The 24,545-nt window shown below is 55.3% G+C and carries 20 protein-coding genes; 8 read left to right on the top strand and 12 right to left on the bottom strand.

Features of this window, described 5'->3' with window-relative positions:
• Window positions 1-66: 66 nt before the first annotated feature.
• The 10 genes from ppsA to J1C54_RS06175 form a co-directional block, all read right to left on the bottom strand.
• Entirely contained in the window at window positions 67-2,439 is a 2,373-nt protein-coding gene (gene ppsA, locus J1C54_RS06220; RefSeq protein WP_229145909.1) for a phosphoenolpyruvate synthase, read from the bottom strand.
• 130 nt (window positions 2,440-2,569) lie between these two features.
• A complete protein-coding gene (locus tag J1C54_RS06215; RefSeq protein WP_229145908.1) occupies window positions 2,570-3,538 on the bottom strand; it encodes a zinc transporter ZntB in 969 nt (322 codons plus the stop codon).
• The gene (locus tag J1C54_RS06210) at window positions 3,538-4,536 is read right to left on the bottom strand and encodes a YhdH/YhfP family quinone oxidoreductase (protein WP_229145907.1); all 999 of its coding nucleotides are present in this window, start codon (window positions 4,534-4,536) and stop codon (window positions 3,538-3,540) included. Before J1C54_RS06210 ends, J1C54_RS06215 begins: the two co-directional genes overlap by 1 nt.
• Window positions 4,537-4,551: 15 nt before the next feature.
• Entirely contained in the window at window positions 4,552-5,601 is a 1,050-nt protein-coding gene (gene sohB / locus J1C54_RS06205) for a protease SohB (protein WP_229145906.1), read from the bottom strand.
• Window positions 5,602-5,659: 58 nt separating this feature from the next.
• Window positions 5,660-6,307 carry a hypothetical protein gene (locus tag J1C54_RS06200; RefSeq protein ID WP_229145905.1) on the bottom strand — a complete coding sequence of 216 codons (648 nt, stop codon included), beginning with the start codon at window positions 6,305-6,307 and terminating at the stop codon, window positions 5,660-5,662.
• Window positions 6,308-6,327: 20 nt separating this feature from the next.
• Window positions 6,328-7,149, bottom strand: coding sequence for an NAD(+) diphosphatase (nudC, locus tag J1C54_RS06195; protein ID WP_229145904.1), 822 nt, complete (start codon window positions 7,147-7,149; stop codon window positions 6,328-6,330).
• A gap of 4 nt (window positions 7,150-7,153) precedes the next feature.
• Entirely contained in the window at window positions 7,154-8,845 is a 1,692-nt protein-coding gene (locus tag J1C54_RS06190; RefSeq protein ID WP_229145903.1) for a hypothetical protein, read from the bottom strand.
• A 235-nt stretch (window positions 8,846-9,080) separates the two neighbouring features.
• A complete protein-coding gene (gene dnaQ, locus J1C54_RS06185) occupies window positions 9,081-9,791 on the bottom strand; it encodes a DNA polymerase III subunit epsilon (protein WP_229145902.1) in 711 nt (236 codons plus the stop codon).
• Window positions 9,788-10,246 (bottom strand): ribonuclease HI, encoded by a 459-nt coding sequence (gene rnhA, locus J1C54_RS06180; protein ID WP_229145901.1) that lies wholly within the window; start codon window positions 10,244-10,246, stop codon window positions 9,788-9,790. Before rnhA ends, dnaQ begins: the two co-directional genes overlap by 4 nt.
• Window positions 10,243-11,043 carry a class I SAM-dependent methyltransferase gene (locus J1C54_RS06175; RefSeq protein WP_229145900.1) on the bottom strand — a complete coding sequence of 267 codons (801 nt, stop codon included), beginning with the start codon at window positions 11,041-11,043 and terminating at the stop codon, window positions 10,243-10,245. Before J1C54_RS06175 ends, rnhA begins: the two co-directional genes overlap by 4 nt.
• 71 nt (window positions 11,044-11,114) lie before the next feature.
• On the opposite strand from J1C54_RS06175, the gene gloB reads away from it, so the two are divergent.
• From gloB to J1C54_RS06135, 8 genes are all read left to right on the top strand, one after another.
• The gene (gloB, locus tag J1C54_RS06170) at window positions 11,115-11,891 is read left to right on the top strand and encodes a hydroxyacylglutathione hydrolase (protein WP_229145899.1); all 777 of its coding nucleotides are present in this window, start codon (window positions 11,115-11,117) and stop codon (window positions 11,889-11,891) included.
• Between the two features lie 18 nt (window positions 11,892-11,909).
• Window positions 11,910-13,562 (top strand): LysM peptidoglycan-binding domain-containing protein, encoded by a 1,653-nt coding sequence (locus J1C54_RS06165; protein ID WP_229145898.1) that lies wholly within the window; start codon window positions 11,910-11,912, stop codon window positions 13,560-13,562.
• Entirely contained in the window at window positions 13,552-15,405 is a 1,854-nt protein-coding gene (locus J1C54_RS06160) for an extracellular solute-binding protein (protein ID WP_229145897.1), read from the top strand. The genes J1C54_RS06165 and J1C54_RS06160 overlap by 11 nt, the downstream gene beginning before the upstream one ends.
• An 18-nt stretch (window positions 15,406-15,423) precedes the next feature.
• Complete coding sequence (locus J1C54_RS06155; RefSeq protein WP_229145896.1) at window positions 15,424-17,199, top strand: extracellular solute-binding protein; 1,776 nt, start codon at window positions 15,424-15,426, stop codon at window positions 17,197-17,199.
• Complete coding sequence (locus J1C54_RS06150) at window positions 17,199-18,305, top strand: microcin C ABC transporter permease YejB (RefSeq protein ID WP_229145983.1); 1,107 nt, start codon at window positions 17,199-17,201, stop codon at window positions 18,303-18,305. The genes J1C54_RS06155 and J1C54_RS06150 overlap by 1 nt, the downstream gene beginning before the upstream one ends.
• Window positions 18,305-19,333, top strand: a complete 1,029-nt coding sequence (locus tag J1C54_RS06145; RefSeq protein ID WP_229145895.1) for an ABC transporter permease — start codon at window positions 18,305-18,307, stop codon at window positions 19,331-19,333. Before J1C54_RS06150 ends, J1C54_RS06145 begins: the two co-directional genes overlap by 1 nt.
• Entirely contained in the window at window positions 19,330-20,925 is a 1,596-nt protein-coding gene (locus tag J1C54_RS06140) for an ABC transporter ATP-binding protein (protein WP_229145894.1), read from the top strand. The genes J1C54_RS06145 and J1C54_RS06140 overlap by 4 nt, the downstream gene beginning before the upstream one ends.
• A gap of 84 nt (window positions 20,926-21,009) precedes the next feature.
• The gene (locus J1C54_RS06135) at window positions 21,010-21,804 is read left to right on the top strand and encodes an enoyl-ACP reductase (protein ID WP_229145893.1); all 795 of its coding nucleotides are present in this window, start codon (window positions 21,010-21,012) and stop codon (window positions 21,802-21,804) included.
• 74 nt (window positions 21,805-21,878) lie between these two features.
• On the opposite strand, the gene J1C54_RS06130 is transcribed toward J1C54_RS06135, so the two are convergent.
• Window positions 21,879-23,804 (bottom strand): SurA N-terminal domain-containing protein, encoded by a 1,926-nt coding sequence (locus tag J1C54_RS06130; protein WP_229145892.1) that lies wholly within the window; start codon window positions 23,802-23,804, stop codon window positions 21,879-21,881.
• Window positions 23,805-23,988: 184 nt separating this feature from the next.
• Window positions 23,989-24,261, bottom strand: coding sequence for an HU family DNA-binding protein (locus J1C54_RS06125; protein ID WP_229145891.1), 273 nt, complete (start codon window positions 24,259-24,261; stop codon window positions 23,989-23,991).
• Window positions 24,262-24,545: the final 284 nt, after the last annotated feature.

The following is a 24,545-nucleotide window of genomic DNA, read 5'->3' as shown; positions in this document are numbered from 1 at the left end:
TGGCAGTAACAAGACAATAACAGCCTACAAAAAAACGCCCACCGAAGTGGGCGTCTCCAGTAGGCTTTACTGGCCGTGGTGCTGAGCCAGATAAAACCAGGTATCCAATACCGAGTCAGGATTCAGCGAAACGGAATCGATGCCCTGCTCCATCAACCATTGAGCCAGATCCGGGTGATCGCTTGGCCCCTGACCACAAATACCGATGTACTTACCAGCCTTATTGCAGGCCTGAATCGCCATACTGAGCAAGCGCTTAACCGCCGGATCACGCTCATCAAACAGATGACTGACAATACCAGAATCACGATCCAGCCCAAGCGTTAGCTGAGTAAGATCATTCGAGCCAATCGAGAAGCCATCAAAGTGCTGGATAAAGTCATCCGCCAGCAGCGCATTGGTGGGCAATTCGCACATCATAATCACGCGCAAACCATTCTCGCCCCGACGCAAGCCATTCTTCGACAACAACTCGATGACCTGCTCAGCTTCGCCAACAGTGCGCACGAATGGCACCATCACCTCAACGTTGCTAAAGCCCATCTCGTCTCGAACTTTCTTCATTGCCCGGCACTCAAGCTCAAAGCAATCGCGGAAGTTTTCACTAATGTAGCGAGACGCCCCCCGGAAACCCAGCATCGGATTTTCCTCATGTGGCTCATAAAGCTTGCCACCGATCAGGTTAGCGTATTCGTTCGATTTGAAATCAGACAGGCGAACAATCACCTTCTCCGGGAAGAAGGCCGCTGCCAGCGTGCTGACACCCTCCACCAACTTCTCAACATAGAAATCTACCGGTCCAGCATAGCCAGCAATTCGCTTATCGATGGTCTGCTGGATATCGCGGGGGATGCTGTCGTAGTTAAGCAATGCCTTGGGGTGTACACCGATCATCCGGTTAATAATAAATTCCAGGCGGGCAAGGCCAACGCCCTGATTGGGTAATGAGGCAAAATCAAAAGCACGGTCAGGATTACCAACATTCATCATGATCTTGAACGGCAGCTTGGGCATAGACTCAACAGAATTGCGCTGCACGTCAAAAGCAAGCTGTCCCTCATAAATACGGCCTGTATCGCCCTCAGAGCAAGAAACAGTTACCGCCTGCCCTTCCTGTAGAATCTCTGTGGCATCACCACAGCCAACAATTGCCGGTACTCCCAGTTCACGGGCAATAATCGCCGCATGACAGGTACGCCCACCGCGATTGGTAACAATCGCTGCAGCACGCTTCATCACTGGCTCCCAATCCGGGTCAGTCATGTCGGTTACCAGTACGTCACCGTCCTTAACCTTGTCCATTTCACGAATACTGGAGACGATACGCACCACGCCAGCACCAATACGCTGGCCAATCGCCCTGCCCTCTACCAGCACTTTGCCTTTTTGCTTAAGCAGGTAACGCTCCATAACCGAAACATCGGAACGACTCTTGACCGTTTCCGGGCGAGCCTGAACGATGTAAAGCTTGCCATCATCACCATCCAGCGCCCACTCGATATCCATAGGTGCACCGTAGTGCTTTTCAATCTCGATAGCCTGACGCGCCAGCTCTTCAATCTGGGCATCGGTCAAGCAAAAGCGATCTCGCTCTGCAGCATCCACGGCCACGGTCTCAACCGATTTACCGGTTGCACCAGTTTCCGCATACACCATTTTTTGAAGCTTGCTGCCAAGGGTGCGGCGTAGCACAGCAGGACGCTTGTTCAACAAAGTTTCCTTATGAACATAGAATTCGTCCGGGTTCACTGCACCCTGAACAACCATTTCACCGAGACCATAAGAAGCGGTCAGGAACACTACATCACGGAAGCCCGACTCGGTGTCCAGCGTGAACATAACCCCGGCAGCGCCAGTCTCAGAGCGCACCATGCGCTGGATGCCAGCGGAAAGGGCCACATGAGCATGCTCGAAGCCCTGATGAACCCGGTAACTGATCGCCCGGTCATTGAACAAAGAGGCAAACACCTCCTTGACTGCGTGCAGAACATGATCAATGCCGCGAATATTCAGAAAGGTTTCTTGCTGGCCTGCAAACGAAGCATCCGGCAAATCCTCAGCTGTTGCGGAAGATCGCACCGCCACAGCCATTTCTGCATTACCTGCACCAATCTTTTCGTAGCCATCCCTGATCGCCTGTTCCAGTTCTGGCTGGAAAGGAGCCTCGACTACCCAGCTACGGATCTCCGCGCCGGTTTTCGCCAGCGCTACGACGTCATCGACATTCAGCGCCAGCAAGGCGTCGTTGATCTTCTTGGTCAGACCATTGGTATCAAGGAAGTCCCGGAACGCTTCAGCCGTGGTGGCAAAGCCTCCCGGTACCGAAACGCCGGCAGCAGACAGGTTGCTGATCATCTCTCCGAGAGAGGCATTCTTGCCACCCACGGTATCGACATCACCTTTGCCAAGGTTTTCAAACCAGACTACATAGTTCGCCAAGGTAGTGCTCCCCTTACTGAGCCGACCGGTGGGCCGGGATTGCCGGAACAGGTATCCGAGTGGATCGAGATGAAGGCGGGATTCTACCGAAAGCGAGACAGATTTTCTCGCCCAAGATGGTCGCGGCTGATCACAGCCAGTGGCGCCAACGCAGCAGCAAGGTCAGAACCAGCCCGAACCCCAGTGTCAGCAAGAAAAACGCAGTAAAGCCAAAGTCATCCTGAGCGCCGGGAATACCGCCGAGATTGACCCCAAACAGGCCTGTAATAAAGGTCAAAGGCAGAAACAGGCAGGTGATAACCGCCAGCACATACATTCTTCGGCCAAGCCGATCAGAAAGCCGGCTCTGCAGGTCTTCCTGAGCGATGGTGGCATGTTCCCGCGCCAGATCAATGTCTTCCAAAAGGCGCTGCAAACGGTCGGCAGCCTCGCGAATTACCAGCCGGTCCGACTCGCTTAACCACCCTCCGGTATCCGCCAGCAGGCGAGCCATGGCCTCACGCTGGGGGCTAAGATAGCGTCTCAGACTGATTGCCTGACGGCGCAGCTCTGCTATGCCGCCCAGCGCTGCTGAGCCTTGCGAGCTCGCGCTGACCTCCTCGAGCTGAGATACGCGTTCTTCAACGCTGGCGATGACGTCCTCGAAATGCCAGGTCAGGCGATCCAGTAGTTCTGCCAACAAGGCCTGGGCCGACTCTGGCCCCATACCATTCTGCAATGCCTCAAGGAGATCGCTGACCGCTTTCAGGCTGCGTCGCTGGGTACTAATGATGCGACTACTGTCCAGCCACAGACGGATGGCGATCATATCTTCCGGCTGTGCACCAGGAGTCAGATTAACGCCGCGAAGGTTGATCAGATGGGCGTCGGCCAGTGTCGTCACCCGGGGACGGGTTTCCAAGGTCAGCAATGCCTCCACTGCCGCCTCCGGCAGGCCGCTATGCAGCAGCAGCCATTCACGGGTTTGCGGCATGGTGTAATCAAAATGCAGCCAGAGCACCCCCTGGTCCGCCCGCCATGCCTCCACCTCGGGCCAGTCAACCTGCCGGGCACCGCCCTGGCCGTCTAGCAACAGAGCATGCACAAGGCCATGCTGCATCAGCTCGCAACCCTTACCAGCACACGACCGCGCACCTGACCGGCGAGGATGCGTGGAAACCAATCCACCAACTCCATTAGCGACACTTCTGCAGCCAGCAGCTGCTCTGATTTTTCAAGGCGCCATTCGCTGGCGAGCACCTCCCAAACCTGCTGCTTGATATCTAACGGTAGCTCAACACTGTCCACCCCGAGCAAATTGATGCCCCGCAAAATGAACGGAAATACGGTACCGTGCAGTTCGCCGGAGGCCGCCATGCCACAACAGGTGGCACTGGCTCCATAGCGAAGGGTCTTCAGGGCGTTCATCAGGATATCCCCACCGACAGTATCGACAACCCCGGCCCAGCGCGGCTTGAGCAATGCCTTGGCAACACCGGCCTGAAGCTCTTCCCGGCCAACTAGCGAGGAGGCACCGAGCTGCTTTAGCCAGTCCTCTGCGTCAGCCTTGCCTGTGCCTGCCACTACGTTGAACCCGAGCTGTGCCAGCAGCGCCACAGCAATGGCACCAACGCCACCGGAGGCACCGGTCACCAGCACCTCGCCGTGATCCGGTGACAGACCAGTATCCAGAAGACTTTCTACACATAGCGCCGCAGTCAGCCCAGCGGTGCCCAGCAGCATGGCATCGCGGCAGCTCATTTCCTGAGGTAACTTGACCACCCAGTCCGCCGGCACGCGAATATATTCGCCGTAGCCACCGTCAGTGTTCATGCCAAGGTCATAGCCGGTGACGATCACCTTATCACCGGCCTTCCAGGGACCATCATTGGCACTGACAACCACGCCGGCGGCGTCCACGCCAGGGGTGTGCGGGTATTGGCGGGTTACTCCCGGCTTGCCGGTGGCTGACAGTGCGTCCTTATAGTTCAGAGACGACCACTCGACTCGAATCAGCACATCCCCTTCTGGCAGGTCAGCAACATTTCTATCGACTATCGAAACATCGAAACCTTGCTCGCTCCTATCACTGCGCAGCGCTCGGAATAACTGATTCATAGCCTCTCCCCGACTTTACTTGAGCAGACGATTGCTGCCTCGATGAAACAGGTGCTCCAGCACCCTTATCATGGCCCCTTCAGCTCCCAAACCGAGGCGTTCAGCCAGATTGCGTTTCACCTGCCAACTAATCTCGAACACCTCTGCATCCTTACTACGGCGCTGCAGATATTCATCGCTAGTAGCCAGCTCATCAATGAGACCAAGTTCCAAGGCACGAATACCATACCAGTGCTCACCGGTGGCTACCTTGCTGATTTCCAGACCTCGACGATTGTCACGAACAAAATCCTTGAACAAAACATGGGTGTCTTCCAGCTCTTCCTGAAATTTAGCGCGATCACTGTCAGTATTCTGACCAAACATGGTCAGGGTGCGCTTGTACTCACCGGCCGTCAGAAGCTCGACATCAATATCGTTTTTCTTAAGCAAACGATGAAAGTTGGGAATTTGCGCGACAACGCCAATGGAGCCCACAACCGCAAAAGGAGCCGCAATAATTTTCTCTGCGATACACGCCATCATATAGCCGCCACTTGCCGCCACTTGATCCACGCAAACCGTCAGATGAACTCCTTGTGAGGTTACCCGGCGTAACTGGGACGCGGCGAGCCCGTAGCTATGAACCAGTCCGCCAGGACTTTCCAGACGGATAACCACCTCATCATTTGCTTCGGCGACCTGTAGCACAGCAGAAATTTCCCGACGCAGGTTGTCCACCCCGCTAGCCTGCACATCACCATCAAAATCCAGAACAAAAAGCCGTGATCGAGCGCTTTTCGCGGCGGGCATCTTCTTTTCCGCGCGACGCTTTGTCTTCTCATCTTTCTTCTTACGTTTTAACTCAGCTTTGCTTTCCGCTTCCGTCATAATCTCATGGCGCAAGCCATCCCGCAGATTGTCAATCTCCTGATTCAAGTGACGAACCTTGAGATAGCCATCATCATTCTGATGCCGATTACGGGCAGCCATGGTGGCAATACCGCTGATAACAAACAGCAAAGCGATTACCACAGTAGCAATCTTCGCGAGAAACATGCCGTACTCAACAACTAAATCCAGCACTGCCGACTCCTGTTAATTAATAAAAAAGCGGCACCGGAGCGCCGCTATCAGAGAAAAATCATTCCCAGCGTTTTAACGCACCTTGTGCCGCTTCATTAAGCGGCCGCGCAATTAATCCACCATTGCCCAAAGTAACCTCGTAAATCGCACCATCCGCCATTGGCATGGGGGCACCGCTGGCATAATCCGCATGAAGCATCATGCTCCAACCCGTACGGGCGTTCTGCCATACATCAAAACCAACTGCCGGGCGGGTGATTTGATACTCACTGGCATCTTTGTTGCGCTCATCTTCAAGCGTCAAGTAGCGCCCCTGAACACGATCCAGTTGATAACCGGACTGAAATCCCAGCAGGGCAAAAAAGCCTTTCCAGCGAATAACCCTTGCATCCACCCTCCAAAGATCACCACTTAACTGATAGTCCACATTGTCACCGCCAGGCTGGGCCAGTGTAGCTGCATAGCTCTGAGGCCCTAGCTCCCGAAAGCTGACAGTCACCAGAGGCTCCTCTCGAGACAACTGCTTATAGCTGAACAAATTCAGAGAAAATAAAGAAAAGTACACCGCCAACCCGATCAACAGCAGCCCCGCAGTACCCCTGAGCCACTGTAGCAGCCACTCGGTCCTGAGCAGAACAATGCTGCCGGCGATGACTATCACCAGGCAAAAGCTAATGATCAATAACGGTGCAGTATCGAACCCCATGCCGGCATCCTCTGGTTAATTCATACCCCGCCACGCTGTATCCAGTCGTCAATCAATGATCTGGAAATACTTCCCGGCGGAGGTACTCTTGGCAGGTTATCTCTGGAAAACCAACCCGCCTCGATAATTTCGACGCCATCTGGCACCAGATCACCACCCTCATAGTCGGCATGAAAGGCCAACATTAAAGAGTGGGGAAAAGGCCATGACTGGCTACCATGATAACGCAACTTACCGACCCGCAAGCCGGTTTCCTCTCGGACCTCCCGGCGCACCGCATGCTCGGCGTCCTCGCCCGGCTCCATAAAGCCAGCCAGACAACTAAACAGCCCCTCGGGAAAGCGAGCACCATGGGCGAGCAAGATCTCATCACCCTTGGTGACAAGGGTGATTATGCAAGGAGTTATACGCGGATACTGAGTGTATTGGCACGCTGGGCAGACCATGGCCATGTCTCTGTTATGGGCCATGGTGACGGCCCCGCAGCGACTACAAAAGCGATGATCTCGTCTCCAGGCAAATAACTGCATTGCCCTGGAGGCCAGCATGAAGTCACCTTGCGGCAGCAGATGAATCAGTCGACGCAGCTCCTCCGGGAAAAAGCCCTGCGGGGGATCGGTATCATCCTCCAGACTAACCGCGCAACAATGCTGCCCATCCAGGCACCCCAGATATATCTGCTCACCAGGGAATAGCATGCGCGCCATGCCGGCACGTAGTGATGGCAGCAAAGCTCCACTACCTTCCTCATTGATCAGCACCCTGCCCTGATGAAAAACGAACAAACGTAGCTCTGCTTCAAACTGGGCCGGGGCTGGGCCAAACTCGATATCCACCGGCATCGGTTTAACCGACCGGCCGGATAACCGGAAAACCGAGTTCTTCCATGCTCACCTCTGCAACCTCAAGCACTGACTCACCAATGGGCTTGTGCTCTTCCATACTCTCCAGATAGTAATCCACGCTGGTAATAGCATCCGCCAGCGTATCCATGTGCTCCCGCTCCGGCGAGCCGCCGCCGGCGGCAAGTAGTCTTTGCTCGATATAGGCACGACAGGCATCCATCACCGCTTTCGCCCGGCCCAGATCAAGAAACATGAGGCCGCCGGATACGCCACCCAGAATGCCGGGCAAATTAGCCAAGTGCATCCGATCCCACTCTGACTCAAGGAAGGAAGCGACCGCCCGCTTGGCCAGTGCCAGACCGGAACGACACTCAGACACCACCGTACGCCGGGCATCATCTAGCTGATAGCGAGAAATACGCTGATTACCTGCCTCACGGTTAACCTCGTCGGCAGGCGTGAGGCTGTGTTCCAGCTCAGCCACAGCATTCTCAGCGGAGATCAAATCATCAACCAGCTCGACAAAAGCCGGCGATTCAATATCAAAGTCCGCAGGCCAACCACGAACGCTATCGGCCCTCGACTTGATTTGCTTGGACTCATTGCCCAGGTTGACCATCAGCAGCGTACCGCCGATCCGCGCAAGCCCGTCAGCAACCTCACGGTAGTCGATATCGGCAACACCCTGAGCCGCCATATCAAGGGTCTGCTTGACGTCATTCAGCTCTTCCTTAAGTGACTCGGCAACACTTCTGGCGACAGAGCCACTGCCGCTGGCCATCAATGCAATCTCTGCCTGCAGCTCCGCATCAGTAATGCCCGAGCGCAACTCAAAAGCCTGTTTGACCTCGCCTATAACCCCTGAGGAATGACTGCATAACGAAGCGACAAAAATACTTTCCTTGATCAGCAGCAGCGGCGCGTCAGCAGCCAGTGCCCGCTCCCCCTCCTGGATGAGCTTTTTTATCTGTCTATCATACTGAGCCAGCAACGCCTTACGCGCTGGCGTAATCGCCATTTGGTCGGCGATCAACGCCTCCAGCATTGCCCTGCCGATCCACCACAAGCGACCGATAGCAGCAGAGCCGCACAGTCTATCAATACGGCTCAAGGCACGGGCCATCAGCTTCAGATTAATAATGCTGTTTTGACCACGCAGCACACCTAACAATCCAACCTGATACATGTGCCGAAGGCGGCGACCGAGACGACTCAACTCCGCCACCGGGGGGGGTGCTGCGGTCGGTACTGGATAGCGGTCGCGTGCCAGATCCACAGCAAAAAAGTGGCTCTCTTGAATTAGCGGCTTGCCAGCTGCGCGACGCAGCTCATTCAAACCACCCACCATAACTTCCGGCAAAGGCCGATTTTTCAGCTGAACATATTCGAGATAACGGCCCAACAGCAGTAGCGACTGGCCTAAAGCCTCGCCAAGAAGGTTACCCCCGGAGCCCTGCTCCTGCATTTTGCGTACGACCTGCTCCATCTCGGTGGCAGTCAGAGTTGCCGCTGGCAACTCCAGAACCTGAAAGATCCCTCTCAACTGGTGAAAGCTCTCCGCACAGACATCAAGCTCCTGTGTCCGGGAAGAATCAGCAGCCCAAGCCTCCAGAGAGCGACCTGCCTCCGCCAAGGTGCTATCAATCTCCTCCTTGAGGAAGGTCAGCGAGGTACTGTTGGTCATCGCAACCATGGCTTCTCCGCAATCTTATGTTCTTATCAGCGTTTATCAGCTGCGGGTTGAGCTATCCGGCACCGTTCCCTGAGGGATACAGGCATCTCATAACACTGTCCAAGCTTCTGTCTAACAATGCCAGCAACTGTCGCACGATGTTAAAGAATCCGTCAACTTTTACCGCCAACCAACTGAAAAAAAAGAGTTTTGCCAAGTCGAACACAATATGGCGGTGGCAGTCAGTCAGCCTGACTCACGGGCCACGACGCCACAGACTGCCGCCCTCCAGCTTGCTATCCAGGTGATCCAACCGACTTTCATGGCGCGCCAGCTCTTCTACGCCCGCCGCCTGTACCAGCAGTGCTGGCCGGCCCTGTGGCAGTCGCCGAATAGCTTCCACTTCGGCACCACCGCTACTGCTTTCACCGTCAAGAGAAAGACCAACCTGACCACCAGTCATGGTCAGGTACACCTCGGCCAGCAGACGCGCATCCAGCAATGCACCGTGCAGTTCTCGGTTTGAGTTATCGATTCCGAAACGGCGACACAGCGCATCGAGGCTGACGCGTTGCCCCGGATACATCTGCCGGGCCATAACCAGCGTATCAAGAACCTGACAACGCTGACTCAACACACCCCACTGCCCGCCAAGCAAACGCAGCTCGTGGTCAAGAAACCCTATATCAAAGGGCGCGTTATGAATAACCAGCTCCGCCCCGTCGACAAACTGAATAAAATCTTCTACCACCGCAGAGAATAGTGGCTTATCTGCCAGGAACTCTGAAGTCAGACCATGCACATCCAGTGCTGCCTGATCACTGTCACGCTGAGGATTGAGATAATAGTGCAGCACCCGACCAGTACATCGTCGGCCAATAATTTCCACACAGCCAATCTCGATAATCCGGTGGCCTTCACTGGTCTCGAGACCAGTGGTCTCAGTATCGAGGACAATCTGTCTCATTCGGGCTGTCCCTCCGGCAATTCCTTGAGGCTGTCAATGCCACGATTGGCCAGCTGGTCAGCCAGCTCATTCTCCTCGTGACCGCTATGCCCCTTGACCCAGTGCCAGCGCACCAAATGGGGCGCTGCAGCCTGCTCCAGCAGCTTCCACAGATCAGCGTTTTTTACTGGCTTTCGATCACTGGTCCGCCAGTTCCTTGCCTTCCAGGCTGGCAGCCATTCACTAATACCCTTGCGGACATACTCGGAATCAGTGGTCAAATCGACTTCACAGGGCTCTTTCAACGCTTGCAAAGCACGAATTGCGGCAGTCAGCTCCATCCGGTTGTTAGTGGTATCCGCCTCACCACCGAATAGTTCACGCTGGTGGTCACCATAACGCAGCAATGCCCCCCAGCCGCCTGGCCCGGGATTACCTCGGCACGCTCCATCGGTATATATCTCTATTTTCTTCAATGTTCAGGTCCTTGCGGGTCTCGCCTTCCCCGACGCTGCCAATGTGCCAGAGGCACTGGAATAACCTGCGGAGAGCGCTCCGGCAAAGCAAAGCGAGGCCGTACCGGCCTGATCATGGCCGCCCGTTTGCGGGCTACGAGGATGTAGAAGGCACCCCGGCGCGGCCAGAAACGCCGACCCATTTGCTCAATCATGGAAAAACGCTGGCGTCCGGAAGCCCCCAGAGGCAAAGCATAATGAGCGCTTTCGTAGCCCTCAAGCTCCAGCCCCAGCACTCCAAGCCAGTCGTGCACGCGCTGGGCAGGCAAAAACCTGGCCAGCCATGGCAGGTGCTTCGAGCCCAGTCTGAACAAGCGGGTCAGCCCCCAGATGCTGAATGGATTGAAACCGATGAGCACCAGAGCCCCACCAGGGATCAGTGTTCGTGTGACCTCCCGCAGTACCTCATGTGGATTGGCCTCAAAGTCCAGACTGTGGTGTAAAAGCACCAAATCAACACTGTGATTGGCCAATGGCAGGCAGGCTGGGTCAGCAGCGATAGTAATGCCCTGGTCACCGGGGCGGCCAACATAGTGCTGGCGCCGGATTCGAGTCGCTTCGAGCAGGGGCTCGGCGCAGCCAACACCACACTGCACCGCATGATAACCAATCATACGCACCAAAATGTCATCCAGTAGATGACGCTGCTCGGCCAGCATAGCCTGCCCTGCATCCGAGGCAAGCCAGTCAGCAAATGCCCGGTCGGTATCCGGTGGTGGCCGACGGAACGGTGAGCGTAGCAGTCGCGGCAGATCCATACGGTTTGCGTCGCCTCAGGCAGATGATATGGTGACAGTCTATCAAGGCTTGCTGATCTGTTCCCGCCCCGATGCTATCTGTAATCGCTATTCCTGCATTTCAAGATAACTATATCTGGCTGATCCATGATTCGGCCGGTAACGGCGTGGTGGTCGACCCAGGCGATGCAGCGCCCGTGATGGCAGCGCTCGACCGGCTCGGCGTTACCCTGCGAGCCATTTTGATTACACACCACCACCCTGATCATACCGCTGGCATAGACGCCCTGACTGAATGCTGGCCGGTGCCAGTGTACGGCCCGAAGCAGGAATCCATCCGCGGCGTAACCATGGCGGTCGACGACGGCGATCAAGTCATCCTGACGGAACCGTCAATCCGCCTCGATGTGATCGCTGTCCCCGGGCACACCCTTGGCCACGTTGCCTATTACACCGTGCAGCCTGATAAACCGCTGCTTTTCTGCGGTGACACCCTGTTCAGCGGCGGCTGCGGCAGGCTGTTCGAGGGCAGTCCAGCACAGATGCTGGCCTCGCTGGACCGACTCAGCGAACTGCCCGAGCAAACCCTGATCTACTGCACCCATGAATATACGACCTCCAACCTGGCCTTCGCCCGCAGCATTCTGCCGAGCGATCCGGCACTGATCCGACGGCAGCAGCAGGTGTCCGCATTGCGGGACGCGGATCAACCCAGCCTGCCCTCCACTCTTGCCGAGGAGTTGCGCAGTAACCTTTTTCTACGCTGCCATGAAGCCGACCTTCAGGCAGCCTTAAACGACGGCTCTACGGAACCGACTGACCGACTTTCGGTCTTTACAGCATTACGGACAAAGAAAGACCATTTCTGATACCTTGCTGGCCGCTCAATGGCCTTCTATTCTCCCGATGTGAGTAACCTTTTTACTGTGATGAAAAAAATTCTTGCCACAATCAGCGTAATACTGATCGTTCAGGGCTGTGCCTCGCGAGCGCCTTCCATCAGTGATTACGATCCTCTGGACGAGTTCGGGCCGATGTTGGCGGCTGCCTCTGAAGAGGGAAATATTGCTCTGCTGTGCGGTGATACGGACTGGCCAGAAGCCCGACCTGAAAGCCTGCCGGTAACTGGCTCAGACCTTTGGCAGCGATTGCGTAGCGGCTTCAGCCTCAATCTGGACATTGATAATGCTCGCATTACTGCCGAGCGCAATTGGCTAATCCGCAATCCTCAATATATTGAGAGAGTGACCACCCGGGCACAGCGCTACCTCTACCATATTGTCGAGCGCGCCGAAGCCAAACAGGTTCCACTGGAGATGGCCCTGCTGCCAGTGGTGGAAAGTGCCTTTGACCCGTTTGCCTATTCCCATGGCCGCGCCTCCGGGCCCTGGCAGTTCATTCCCTCTACTGGCAAAGCCTTTGGCCTGCATCAGGATTACTGGTATGACGGAAGGCGCGACATTCTGTCATCAACCGACGCAGCACTTGAGTATCTTTCCAGACTCGCGAAACGTTTTGACGGTGACTGGGAGCTGGCACTGGCCGCCTACAATTCCGGCGGCGGCACCGTCTCAAAGGCCATTCGCCGCAATCAACAGCAACAACGCCCAACAGATTACTGGAACCTGCAGCTACCCAAAGAGACCCGCGCTTATGTTCCCAAACTGATTGCTATCAGCCAGATTGTTCGCGACCCGGAACGCTACGGAGTGACCTTGCAGCCGATAGCCAATGCACCCTACTTCGCGGTAGTCGACACCGGCGGCCAACTGGACCTGCAATTAGCGGCTGACATGAGTGGCACCGACGTTAAGGAAATTTATTACCTTAACGCCGGCTATAGTCGCTGGAGTACTCCACCAGCCGGCCCGCACCGCTTGCTAGTCCCGTATTCCCGGGCCAGCGAGCTGGAGCAAAAGCTGGCCTCGCTGCCGGCCGAGCAACGGCTCCGTTGGCAGCAGTATACAATCGCTTCGGGTGATACATTGGGAGGCATTGCCAAGCGGTTCAACACCACTATTGATGCCTTGCGGCAAAGCAACAACCTGCGCAGCAACATCATCGTTGCCGGACGCCAGTTGCTTATCCCCCAGCCCGCCGCGAGCGCCGACGCCTATCGGCTCAGTGCCGACAACCGCCTTGAAGCAAAGCAGAATCAAGCGCCTGCGGGGCGCAGTAAGATAGAGTATCGGGTACAAAGTGGCGACAGCCTGTGGACAATTTCCCGCCGCCATAACGTGGGCACTAAAGAGCTGGCCAAATGGAACGGCATGGCTCCGGGAGACACGCTGAGCGTTGGCCGAAAACTGGTGATCTGGAGCAAGTCAAACACCACCGTAACTGCGCCCTCTGTGGATCGCCCGGAGATGGTCCGTCGGGTCAACTACTCCGTTCGACGAGGTGACTCCCTGCACCGAATCGCGAACCGTTTTAACGTGTCCGTCGGCCAGATTGCCAGCTGGAATAAACTTAACACCAGCCGCTACCTGCGGCCCGGTCAGCAACTAACGCTGTATGTGGATGTTCGCTATGCGCCCTAGTCGATGGGCTATTGGACGTCTTGGTGCTGGCGCTCTACTGACCGCCGGCGCCATGGTTTGCAGCGCAGCTCCACAGCACGGCTACCACCCTTTTGGAGTGCTAAAATACTCCGCCGATTTCCATCATTTTGACTACGTCAATCCAAGTGCCCCCAAGGGCGGCACCCTGAAGCTGCTTGGCAGTGGTGATTTCGACAGTATCAACCCCTACATCCTCGCAGGACGTAGCCCCGCCAACACACCCGGCGCCTATGTCTTCGGCTTTCTGGAAATGACCGACACCCTATTGATGGGCGCTGACGCACATAACAGCGTCGGAGATGAAGCAGGTGCCGCCTATGGCCTTATTTCAGAATCCATCAACTGCGACCCCCAATTGAACCAGTGCACATTCAAGCTACGTGACGAAGCCCGCTTTCAGGACGGCACGCCAATTACCGCTGATGACGTGCTGTTTTCCTTCAACCTGCTGCGTGATCAAGGCCACCCACGCTATGCCCTGCGTTATCAGCAGATCGACAAGGTCAGCATCATCAACTCTCATCAGGTGCGCTTCCATTTTACCGGTGAGCATCGGCGCATGCTGCCACTGATCGCCGGCCAACTTCCGGTCCTGCCAAAACACTATTGGCAGGACAAAGACTTCAGCAAACCGACACTCACACCCCCGGTTATTAGTGGGCCCTACCGAGTCGCCGGTATCCAGCCGGGGAGACAGATTACCCTGCAGAGGGACCCAGGCTATTGGGGGCGCGACCTGCCAGTAAATCGCGGTCGCTACAATTTTGATCAAGTAATTATAGATTTCTACCGCGATGCAGAGGTCGCCTTCGAAGCCTTCAAAACCGGCCGTTACGACATTCACCTCGACTACATTGCCAAGCACTGGGCCACCGCCTACGATTTCCCCGCGGTACGCGATGGCCGGGTCAAGCGCGCTGAAATCCCTCACCGTATCGCCCAGGGAACTCAGGCATTTTTCTTTAACCAACGCCGCACACCATTCAACAACCCGGATATTCGCCAGGCCCTCGGCCTGCTATTTGATTACGAATGGACCAACCGGAATATTTTCAATGGCGCCTATCAGCGCCAATTGAGCTGGTTCCCAAACAGCGAGCACAGCGCCAGCGGCGTGCCTTCCGGGGCCGAGCTTGCCCTGCTGGAGCCATTTCGGCAGCAATTACCGGAAAAGCTGTTTAGCGAACCCTTTTCCCTGCCTGTCAGTGACGGCTCCGGACGGGATCGCCGCCATATGCAGCTAGCGATGGCCCTGTTCAATAAGGCGGGCTACCTGATACGAGACAAAAAGCTGGTGCACGGGGAAACAGGCGAAGCGCTGTCACTGGAAATCCTTAATTACCATAGCCCGGGCATGGACCGGGTTATCCAGCCTTGGCTGAGAAACCTGGAGGCGCTTGGCGTTGACGCCAGTTATCGCTCCATTGACCCAGCCTCTTTCAAGCAGAGACTTGATCAGTTTGATTTTGATGTCACCCTTTTTGTTTTGCCGCAGAACACTTTCCCTGGCGTGGAGCTCATTGAATATCTGCACTCCTCCAGCGCTGACATGAATGGCGGGCGTAATTACGCTGGCATCCAGGACCCGGTGATTGATGGCCTGGTCGGCAAGGTACTGTCTGCCTCCACACTGGATGACTACCGGGCGGCACTGCGCGCACTGGACCGGGTGCTGCTGTGGCGCCACTATACGATTCCGCACTGGTATCTGGGCCGACATCGGCTAGCCTGGTGGGATCTTTTTAAACGACCGGCCTCCGCCACGCCTTATGTCCTTGGCACCGAAACCTGGTGGATGACCGAAGCAGAACGCTCGCAATAACCATAACAGGAAGTTCTGATGCTGAAATCCATATTGCTTGCTCCAATACTTTTTGCCTTGGCTACTTCTGCTCACGCCTCTCCCGGCAAGCACGCTATAGCAATGCATGGCGAGCCGAAATACGGTGTTAACTTCAGTCACTTTGACTACGTCAATGCAAATGCCCCTAAGGGTGGCACTCTGCGCCGCCATGTCATTGGCACCTTCGACAGCTTTAACCCGTTTATTCCACAGGGAAACCCGGCAGCAGGCACGGGCTATCTATATGACACCTTGACCACTCCCAGTCAGGATGAGCCCTTTACCCAATATGGGCTTCTGGCAAAGACTATTGAGTTGGCAGCGGATCGCTCATACGTCACCTATCACCTTCACCCGGAAGCACGTTTTGCAGACGGCGTGGCTGTCACCTCCGAGGACGTGGTGTTTTCTTTCAATCTACTGACCGATAAGGGCTCGCCATTCTATGCCTACTATTATGGTGACGTGGAACGAGTCGAAGCCATTGACAACCATAGCGTGCGCTTCCACTTTCGAACTCGCGAAAATAAGGAGTTGCCACTTATTGTTGGCCAGATGCCGGTGCTACCCAAGCATCACTGGAAGGACCACGATTTCAGCAAACCGTCTCTGCAAGTACCTATCGGCAGTGGCCCGTACGAAGTCGAAAGTTTTCAACCAGGCCGCCGAGTTGTATATCAACGTCGTGACAATTACTGGGCTAAAGATCTGCCGGTGAATCGTGGCCAATATAATTTCGATCATGTCTCGTTCGAATACTTTCTGGACGAAACCGTATCGCTGGAAGCATTTAAAGGGGGTGCCTATGACTGGCGACTGGAGCGCAGCGCCAAGGACTGGGCATCGGGGTACACCAGCCCGGCGCTGACGCGCAAGGAGATCATTCTCGAAGAAATCCCTCATAGTCTGCCAAGCGGCATGCAAGGCTTCGTTATGAATCAGCGCCGCGAGCTGTTCACTGATCGAACCCTTCGCGAAGCTATCGGCCTGGCCATGGATTTCGAATGGTCTAACCAGAACCTGTTTCATGGCCAGTACACGCGCACGCGGAGTTTTTTTCAGAACTCTGAGATGGCCGCCACTGGACTGCCTTCCGCAGCAGAGCTGGAACTGCTTGAGCCATTTCGCAAGCAGCTTCCAAAGGAAGTATTTGACAAGGAATACCAGCCACCGAAAACCGATGGCTCAGGACGCCCAAGAGAAAACCTGCAACGTGCCCAGCATCTGCTCCAGACTGCGGGCTACACGATCGAGAAAAATCAACTGAAAACGCCAAATGGCACCTTGGTACGCTTCGAGATCCTGTTGGATAGTGGCGCTTTTGAACGCGTCGCTCTGCCCTTTTCCCGCAACCTGAAAGCCCTTGGCATTGATGCAAATGTGCGCCGGATCGATCCGACCCAGTATCTGGAGCGAGTACGTAAATTTGACTACGACATGATTATTGCAGTGTTCCCACAGTCCAACTCGCCAGGCAATGAGCAGCGTGACTTTTGGCACTCATCTGCAGCAGACATGTCAGACTCGCGCAACCGCATCGGTCTTAAAAACCCGGCTGTGGACGCATTGGTAGAGCAGATCATCCGCGCTCAGAGTCGTGAGCAACTGGTGGTGGCCTGTCGGGCATTAGATCGGGTACTGCAGTGGGGCCACTACGTCGTACCAAACTGGCATGTAAATCGCTTCCGGGTAGCATATCGCAGCACCCTGGCGAGGCCACAGGTGAACCCGCCCTATGGTTTGCCGATTGATGCATGGTGGCAGAAACCCTGATGAGCTGGTATGTGCTGCGCCGCCTGGCGCTTATTGTGCCCACCCTGTTTGGCATTCTGGTGCTTAACTTTGTCATTGTGCAGGCCGCCCCCGGCGGCCCCGTTGAGCGCATGGTGGCCGAACTGAAAGGCATGCATACCTCCGCCACTGGCCAGTTCGCCGGCACCAGCGCCGACATGATTCAGAGTGGCGGCTCGAGCGGTGGCTCAGCAAGCGACTCAAGTGGCTATCGCGGATCACAGGGGTTGCCTCCTGAGCTGATCGCTCGGATAGAAGCCTTATACGGCTTTGACAAGCCGCCTCTGGAACGCTTTGTACTAATGCTGAAGAATTATGCCAGCTTCGAGTTTGGTGACTCCTACTACCGTGGCCGCCCTGTAACCGAGCTAATCGTTGAGCGCCTTCCCGTATCTATCTCCCTTGGTCTGTGGAGCACCTTGATCACCTACCTGATCTCAATCCCGCTAGGTATCCGCAAGGCCGTCAGGCATGGCACCCCATTTGATGTCTGGAGCAGCAGTGCGATTATTGTGGGCTATGCCATCCCCAGCTTCCTGTTCGCGATTTTGCTGATTGTGTTGTTCGCCGGAGGCAGCTATCTAGACTGGTTTCCACTGCGTGGGCTGACTTCAGACAACTGGCAGGAGCTATCTTGGCTGGGAAAGATCACCGACTACCTGTGGCATATCACCCTGCCTACTATCGCTATTGTGATCGGCAACTTTGCCACCTTAACCATGCTCACCAAAAATTCGTTTCTTGATGAGATCAGCAAGCTGTACGTTCAAACCGCCATGGCCAAAGGCCTGAGTGAAAACCAGGTGCTTTACCGGCATGTATTCCGTAACGCCATGCTGATTATCATCGCCGGCTTTCCTGCAGCCTTCGTGGGCATGTTCTTTACCGGGGTATTGCTGATCGAGTACATCTTTTCTCTGGAAGGGCTTGGTCTGCTTGGGTTTGAATCCGTAATTAACCGTGACTACCCGGTGGTATTCGGCACCTTGTTTATATTTACGCTGCTCGGCTTGCTACTGAAGCTGATCAGTGATCTTACCTATGTGCTGGTCGACCCACGTATCGACTTTGATCGACGGGAGTTCTGATGCTACTAAAGAACCCGGTTAGTCAGCGGCAGTGGCAGGCGTTCCGCAGCAATCGTCGCGGCTATTGGTCATTGTGGATTTTCATGCTGCTATTCATGATCTGCAGCGCAGCAGAGATTATCGCAAACGACAAGCCCATTCTGCTCAGCTTTCAGGGAGAACTCTATTCTCCAATACTGTTTGCTTACCCGGAAACGGAATTTGGCGGCATGTTTGAAACCGAGGCCAATTATCGGGATCCCTTTGTCAGCGACCTGATTGAGCAAGATGGCTGGATGCTTTGGCCTCTGATCCGCTTCAGCTACAACACCATTAATTACGACCTCTCCGTGCCGTCACCAGCACCACCGTCAGCAGAGAACTGGCTGGGCACCGATGATCAAGGCAGGGACGTTCTGGCGAGGATCATATACGGGCTGCGTATATCGCTTTTTTTCGGCCTACTACTAACCATTGCCAGCAGTATTATTGGTGTCATTGTCGGCGCGCTGCAGGGTTATTATGGTGGCTGGGTTGATCTAACCGGACAGCGTTTTCTAGAGATCTGGTCAAGCATGCCCACACTGTATCTACTTATTATTCTGTCCAGCTTTGTAAAACCCGGATTCTGGTGGCTACTGGCAATAATGCTGCTCTTTTCCTGGATGGCACTGGTTGATCTGGTACGAGCCGAGTTTCTTCGCGGCCGTAACCTGGATTATGTGCGCGCGGCCCGGGCCTTGGGTGTGTCCGATCGAATGATCATGTTTCGCCACATTCTGCCCAACGCGATGGTTGCCACCCTTACCTTTATGCCATTCATTCTTAACGGTTCAATTGTCACCCTAACGTCACTGGATTTTATCGGTTTTGGTTTGCCGCCCGGCTCACCCTCGATGGGAGAATTACTTGGCCAAGGCAAGGCTAATCTGCATGCCCCCTGGCTAGGTATCAGTGCATTTGTGTCGCTCGCTTTTATGCTGTCACTACTTATTTTTATTGGTGAAGCCGTGCGGGATGCTTTTGACCCGAGGAAGTACCTGCAATGACCGCGCGTCTGGCAATCAATCACCTAACCATAAACTTTCCCGGGCAAGATGCTCCCGCCGTGGACGACGTCAGCATTGCGCTACAGGCGGGGAGAATGCTTGCTCTGGTGGGAGAGTCAGGCTCCGGAAAATCTCTGACTGCCCTGTCAGTGCCACAGCTTCTCCCCCCGCAAGCTCATTACCAAGTAGAAAGCATACTGCTTGATGGCGAGGACATTAGCCGAGCTTCGACGCTACGTTTACGCGCTCTACGAGGCCACCGTATAGGAATTATTTTTCAGGAACCTCTGTCGGCGCTGAACCCCCTGCATACCGTCGCGCGGCAGTTGGCAGAGAGCCTGCAGATACACCAGGCTTTGTCAGACCAACAAGCTCGCCAACGCAGTCTTGAGTTACTCCAGAGAGTACAACTCCCGGAACCAGAAAGAATGCTTGGCCGTTACCCTCATCAGCTTTCCGGCGGTCAGCGCCAAAGGGTCATGATTGCCATAGCGCTGGCCAACAATCCGTCTGTGCTGATTGCCGATGAGCCCACCACCGCGCTGGATGTCACTGTTCAGCAAGGCATCCTTGATCTACTCAAAGAGCTGCAGCGGGATATGAATCTGGCCGTACTACTGATCACTCACGATCTCGGCGTGGTGGCGCGTTATGCTGAAGATATGGCAGTGATGAACCGCGGAAAAATTGTCGAGTCTGGCATCACCCGAGAGGTGCTCGCCGCGCCACAGCACCCATACACACAGCAGCTGCTAAGCTCTGAACCTCATGGCATAGCACCAAGTGCAGATACGGACAAGCCCATGCATCTACAAGGCGAAGAGGTCTGTGTGTGGTTTAAACAGAAACGCAGCTGGGGACGGCACGATTGGTTCCACGCCGTGGATAACGTGGATTTCAAACTACGCCAGGGCGAGACTCTTGGCATCGTCGGCGAGTCTGGCTCAGGCAAATCCACTCTCGCGTTAGCCATACTGCGACTTCTTGACAGTCGTGGCAGCATCCGACTGGGTACCACTCAGTTAAATGAGCTACGCGGCCGGGCTCTCACGCCACTGCGCAAACGCATGCAGGTAGTATTTCAAGACCCTTGGGCAACACTCAATCCGCGCATGACTATTGGCCAGATCATCGCTGAAGGCCTTACCGTGCATGCCCGCGAAATGGGGCGCAGTGAGCGGGATCAGAGAGTAGCCGAGATTCTTCAGGAAGTTGGCCTTGACCCACTAGCCCGTCATCGCTACCCGCATGAATTCTCCGGTGGTCAACGCCAGCGTATCGCCATCGCCCGGGCCCTGATTCTGAGGCCAGAGCTGCTAATTCTGGACGAGCCTACCTCTGCACTGGACCGTAGTATCCAGCATCAGGTGCTGGAGCTTCTGCGTGACCTGCAGCGCCGCTACAACTTGAGCTATGTGTTTATCAGCCACGACCTGAAGGTCGTGCGCAGCATCAGTCATCATTTGATTGTTATGCGTCATGGCCATGTTGTTGAGTCAGGCCCCACCGAGCAGGTTTTCGCCACCCCCTCGCAGGACTACACCCGGATGCTGCTTGACGCGGCCTTCGATGAACGCCTCAGGCAGATTTAACAGGATTGCTTACATCCCGCCACTGGCGAAGCCCCGCTAACTGCCTATACTTGGGCGCTAATATCAGGATCAAGGGAGATCACCATGGGTTTTCTGACAGGCAAGCGCTACCTCATCGTTGGCGTTGCCAGCGACCGCTCTATCGCCACCGGCATAGCCGAAGCGATGCACCGCGAGGGCGCTGAACTGGCTTTCACCTACCAGAATGACAAACTCAAGTCGCGAGTCATCAAGGCTGCCCAGGCCTACGGCAGCCGGGAAGAACTATGTTTTCCATGCGACGTAGTGAGTGATGCAGAAATTGACGCCGTGTTTGTCGAACTGAAGAAGCACTGGGACGGTCTTGATGGCATTATCCACGCGGTTGGCTTTGCCCCGGGCTATGAGCTTGATGGTAACTATATCGATGTAACAACCCGAGAGGGCTTCCGCATCGCTCACGATATTTCCAGCTATAGCTTTGTCGCACTGGCCAAGGCCGGTCGAGAAATGATGAAGGGTCGCAACGGCAGCCTGTTAACGCTGACTTATCACGCATCCAGGCAGACCGTGCCAAACTACAATGTGATGGGTCTGGCCAAGGCAAGCCTGGAGGCCTCGGTACGCTACCTGGCCGCCAGCGTCGGCCCGGAAGGCATCCGTGTTAACGCAATTTCTGCAGGCCCAATTCGTACTCTGGCCGCCTCAGGCATCAAGAAGTTTCGCGCAATGCTGGATCACAATGCCGCCAAAGCTCCCCTGCGTCGCAACGTGACCATTGAAGAAGTCGGTAATGCAGCAGCATTTTTGTGCTCCGATCTGGCATCCGGTATTACTGGTGAAATCATGTACGTGGATGCCGGCGCCAACACCTCTGCCATGGCGCTGCCGGAAGACTAATAAGGATTCAAGCAACCGATACTGAGTAATAAAAAAGCCGGCATAGCCGGCTTTTTTATTACTATCTTCCAGCATTAATCCAGCTGTGCCGGATTAAGACGACTTTCATAGACATCGATGCTCGAAGTATCACGCAGCAATGCCAGTGCATGGCGCAAGCTCCGGCTCCCCTCCACCGCACCAAGCTCTGCCAATGCCATGGCCTGCTGAGTCTCATCCAGCTCGACACCTCCATCGCGCACAGCAACCACCGCTATCGCTATCAAGTCACCATTGGCAAGACGCATCACATCAATCTTGGTATCGTCCTGGGCCGGTCTAGGAGCTCGAAATGCAGCTCTAACGACCTCGGCAGAGGGCTCAACGTTGGTACGTTGTAGATCTTTCTGCTCGACTACCTGAGCGCCCACCAGCTCAGCGAGGGCATCCAGACCCTTACCTTCTGCAACCGCCTGACGGGCAGATTCCGTCAGGCCATCAATGTCTGCCAATGCTTTTTCGCGCTGAATAGCGGCTCGAATTCGATCGCTAACCTCAGCAATCGGCATTGGTGCGGCTGGCCTTATGTCATCAATACGCACCACCAAAGAGCGACCATCGGCCAGCTGGATCAGCTCGCTATTCAGGCGCTGGTCGCGCAGTGCGGGAGAAACCACGGCTTCACGCACCTCTGCCTCAGCCAACAGCCCCGTGGGACTAGCCAGAGTCAGCCAGTCAGTGGTCTGAATCTCTAGACCCAGCTCCGCGGCTGGCGTCTGTAAATCGCTGTGCTCAAATGCCAGCTCCTCAAGGCGGTCGGCCATCTCAACGGCTTTCATCTCTGCAGCGCGACGGTGCAGGTCGCGGATAATATCCTCACGACTGTCTTCCATGGCTGGCAAATCCCGGGTTCGCACAGAACTCAGCTTAACCAGATGATAGCCAGAGTCGGTGCGCACCGGTTGTGATACCTCGCCTTCTTCCAAAGCGAACAAAGCCTGCTCCATGGACTCTGGCAGATCACCCCGACCCACTGGGCCAAGATCACCACCTGCGGCAGCCGTAGAAATATCATCAGAAGCCTCTTTCGCTAGCGCGGCAAAGTCCTCGCCCATATTCAAACGGTCCTGCAAGCTGGAAATTCGCTGTTGGGCTTGCGCTTCGTTGCGCTCGTCGTTGATGCTGACCAGCAGGTGCGCAGCATTGCGACGCTCGGCTCGGGCTGCAACCTGCTCCATAGCCGCACGACGCACTTCATACTCCGCCGCAATCTGCTCTTCGCTCACCTCAGTGGAGTCATCCACCTGCGCCGGATCCACTACCAGATACTGCAAACGCAGAGCCTCCGGGCTAAGGAAGCTAGCCTGATTAGCCTCATACCAGTCGCTAATTTCCTGGTCGGTAGCATCGTGCCCGGCGCCCACCTCGGCAACACTCTTGCGGAGATAGCGTATATCACGGCGTTGCTCGGCCAACCTGCGTTGCTCACTGACCTCCGCCGGCAAGGCAAAGTCGGTATCCTGAATACCGCTACGCGCTTGATTCAGCACCAGCTCACGGCGCAAGTTGCTTATAAAGGAACGCTGGGTCATGCCCTGAGAGCGAACAAAGCGCTCGAACATGTCCGGCGAAAACTGGCCGTTCTCATCACGAAACTGAGGCACCTCGTAAACCATCCGAGCCGCCATATCTTCGGACACGGCCATGTCTGCCCGGCGTGCTTCCAGAGCAATCAGTTCGTTGGAGATCAGCCCTTCGAGCACCATCTCTGCATTGATAAAGCTGTCCAGTAGCCGAGGGTCAACATCCGGGCTTTGCTGACGTACCTGCTGGCGCATTTGCTGGACACGCTCATTAACCTGACGGCCATAGATCGGAACGCCCTCAACTTCTGCCACAACGTCAGCACTGCCGCTGGACTCAAAGTACCCGTAGAAACCAGTAATGATGAATGGCACAACAAAAAGGACCAACAGGACCATGCCCACCGGACCACGAATGAACTTTCTGAAAGACTGCATCCGTTTTCTCCACTGACAACCAGTTCATGCCTGAACTGATATGCCGGACTGACTACCGTAAAAACAAAAAAGCGCATCCTCTGGATACGCTTTTTCGATGGCGGAGCGGACGGGACTCAAACCCGAGGACCCCAGCGTGCCAGGCCGACTGTAAGTGCCTGAACTACCGCTCCGTCTCATGCACTCAGTTAACTGCATCCTTGAGCGCTTTACCGGCCTTGAAACCCGGTACTTTCGCCTCAGCGATCTGAATGGTAGCACCAGTCTGCGGGTTACGACCTTCACGAGCAGAGCGGGTTTTTACCTGAAAGGTACCGAAGCCGACCAGCGACACAGTTTCTTCTTTCTTCAGCGCACCAGTGATTGCTTCAATGGTAGCGTCAAGAGCACGACCTGCATCTGCTTTGGACAGATCAGCAGCAGCAGCAATAGCATCAATCAGTTCGGATTTGTTCACGAAGTTCCCCTTTGTTTATACGGATAATTAGTTGAGCGTTTGGCTCTCTTTCCCTGACCAAGGCGACTTTATACCAACGGGCCCATGTACCGTCAAGGAAGCAAAACCCGCGTCCTTACTGGCCCTGACTGGCCTAAAGCGACGCACCGGGCAGCGCGAAGTATAGCAGCACAGCCACAGCGTAAAGTATGAATCCGTGGCCATTTGCAGCTTTTTCTGCTCGGGTTTTACATACAGGGTGAAAATAACCACGGAACCCTATGATTACGAAACACTATTTCGAA

The organism is Alcanivorax sp. 1008 (assembly GCF_020667895.1).
In the GTDB taxonomy this organism is placed as follows: domain Bacteria; phylum Pseudomonadota; class Gammaproteobacteria; order Pseudomonadales; family Alcanivoracaceae; genus PGZG01.
Note: the sequence above shows the minus strand (reverse complement) of the source record. Positions and strands in the feature narration are given on the sequence as shown.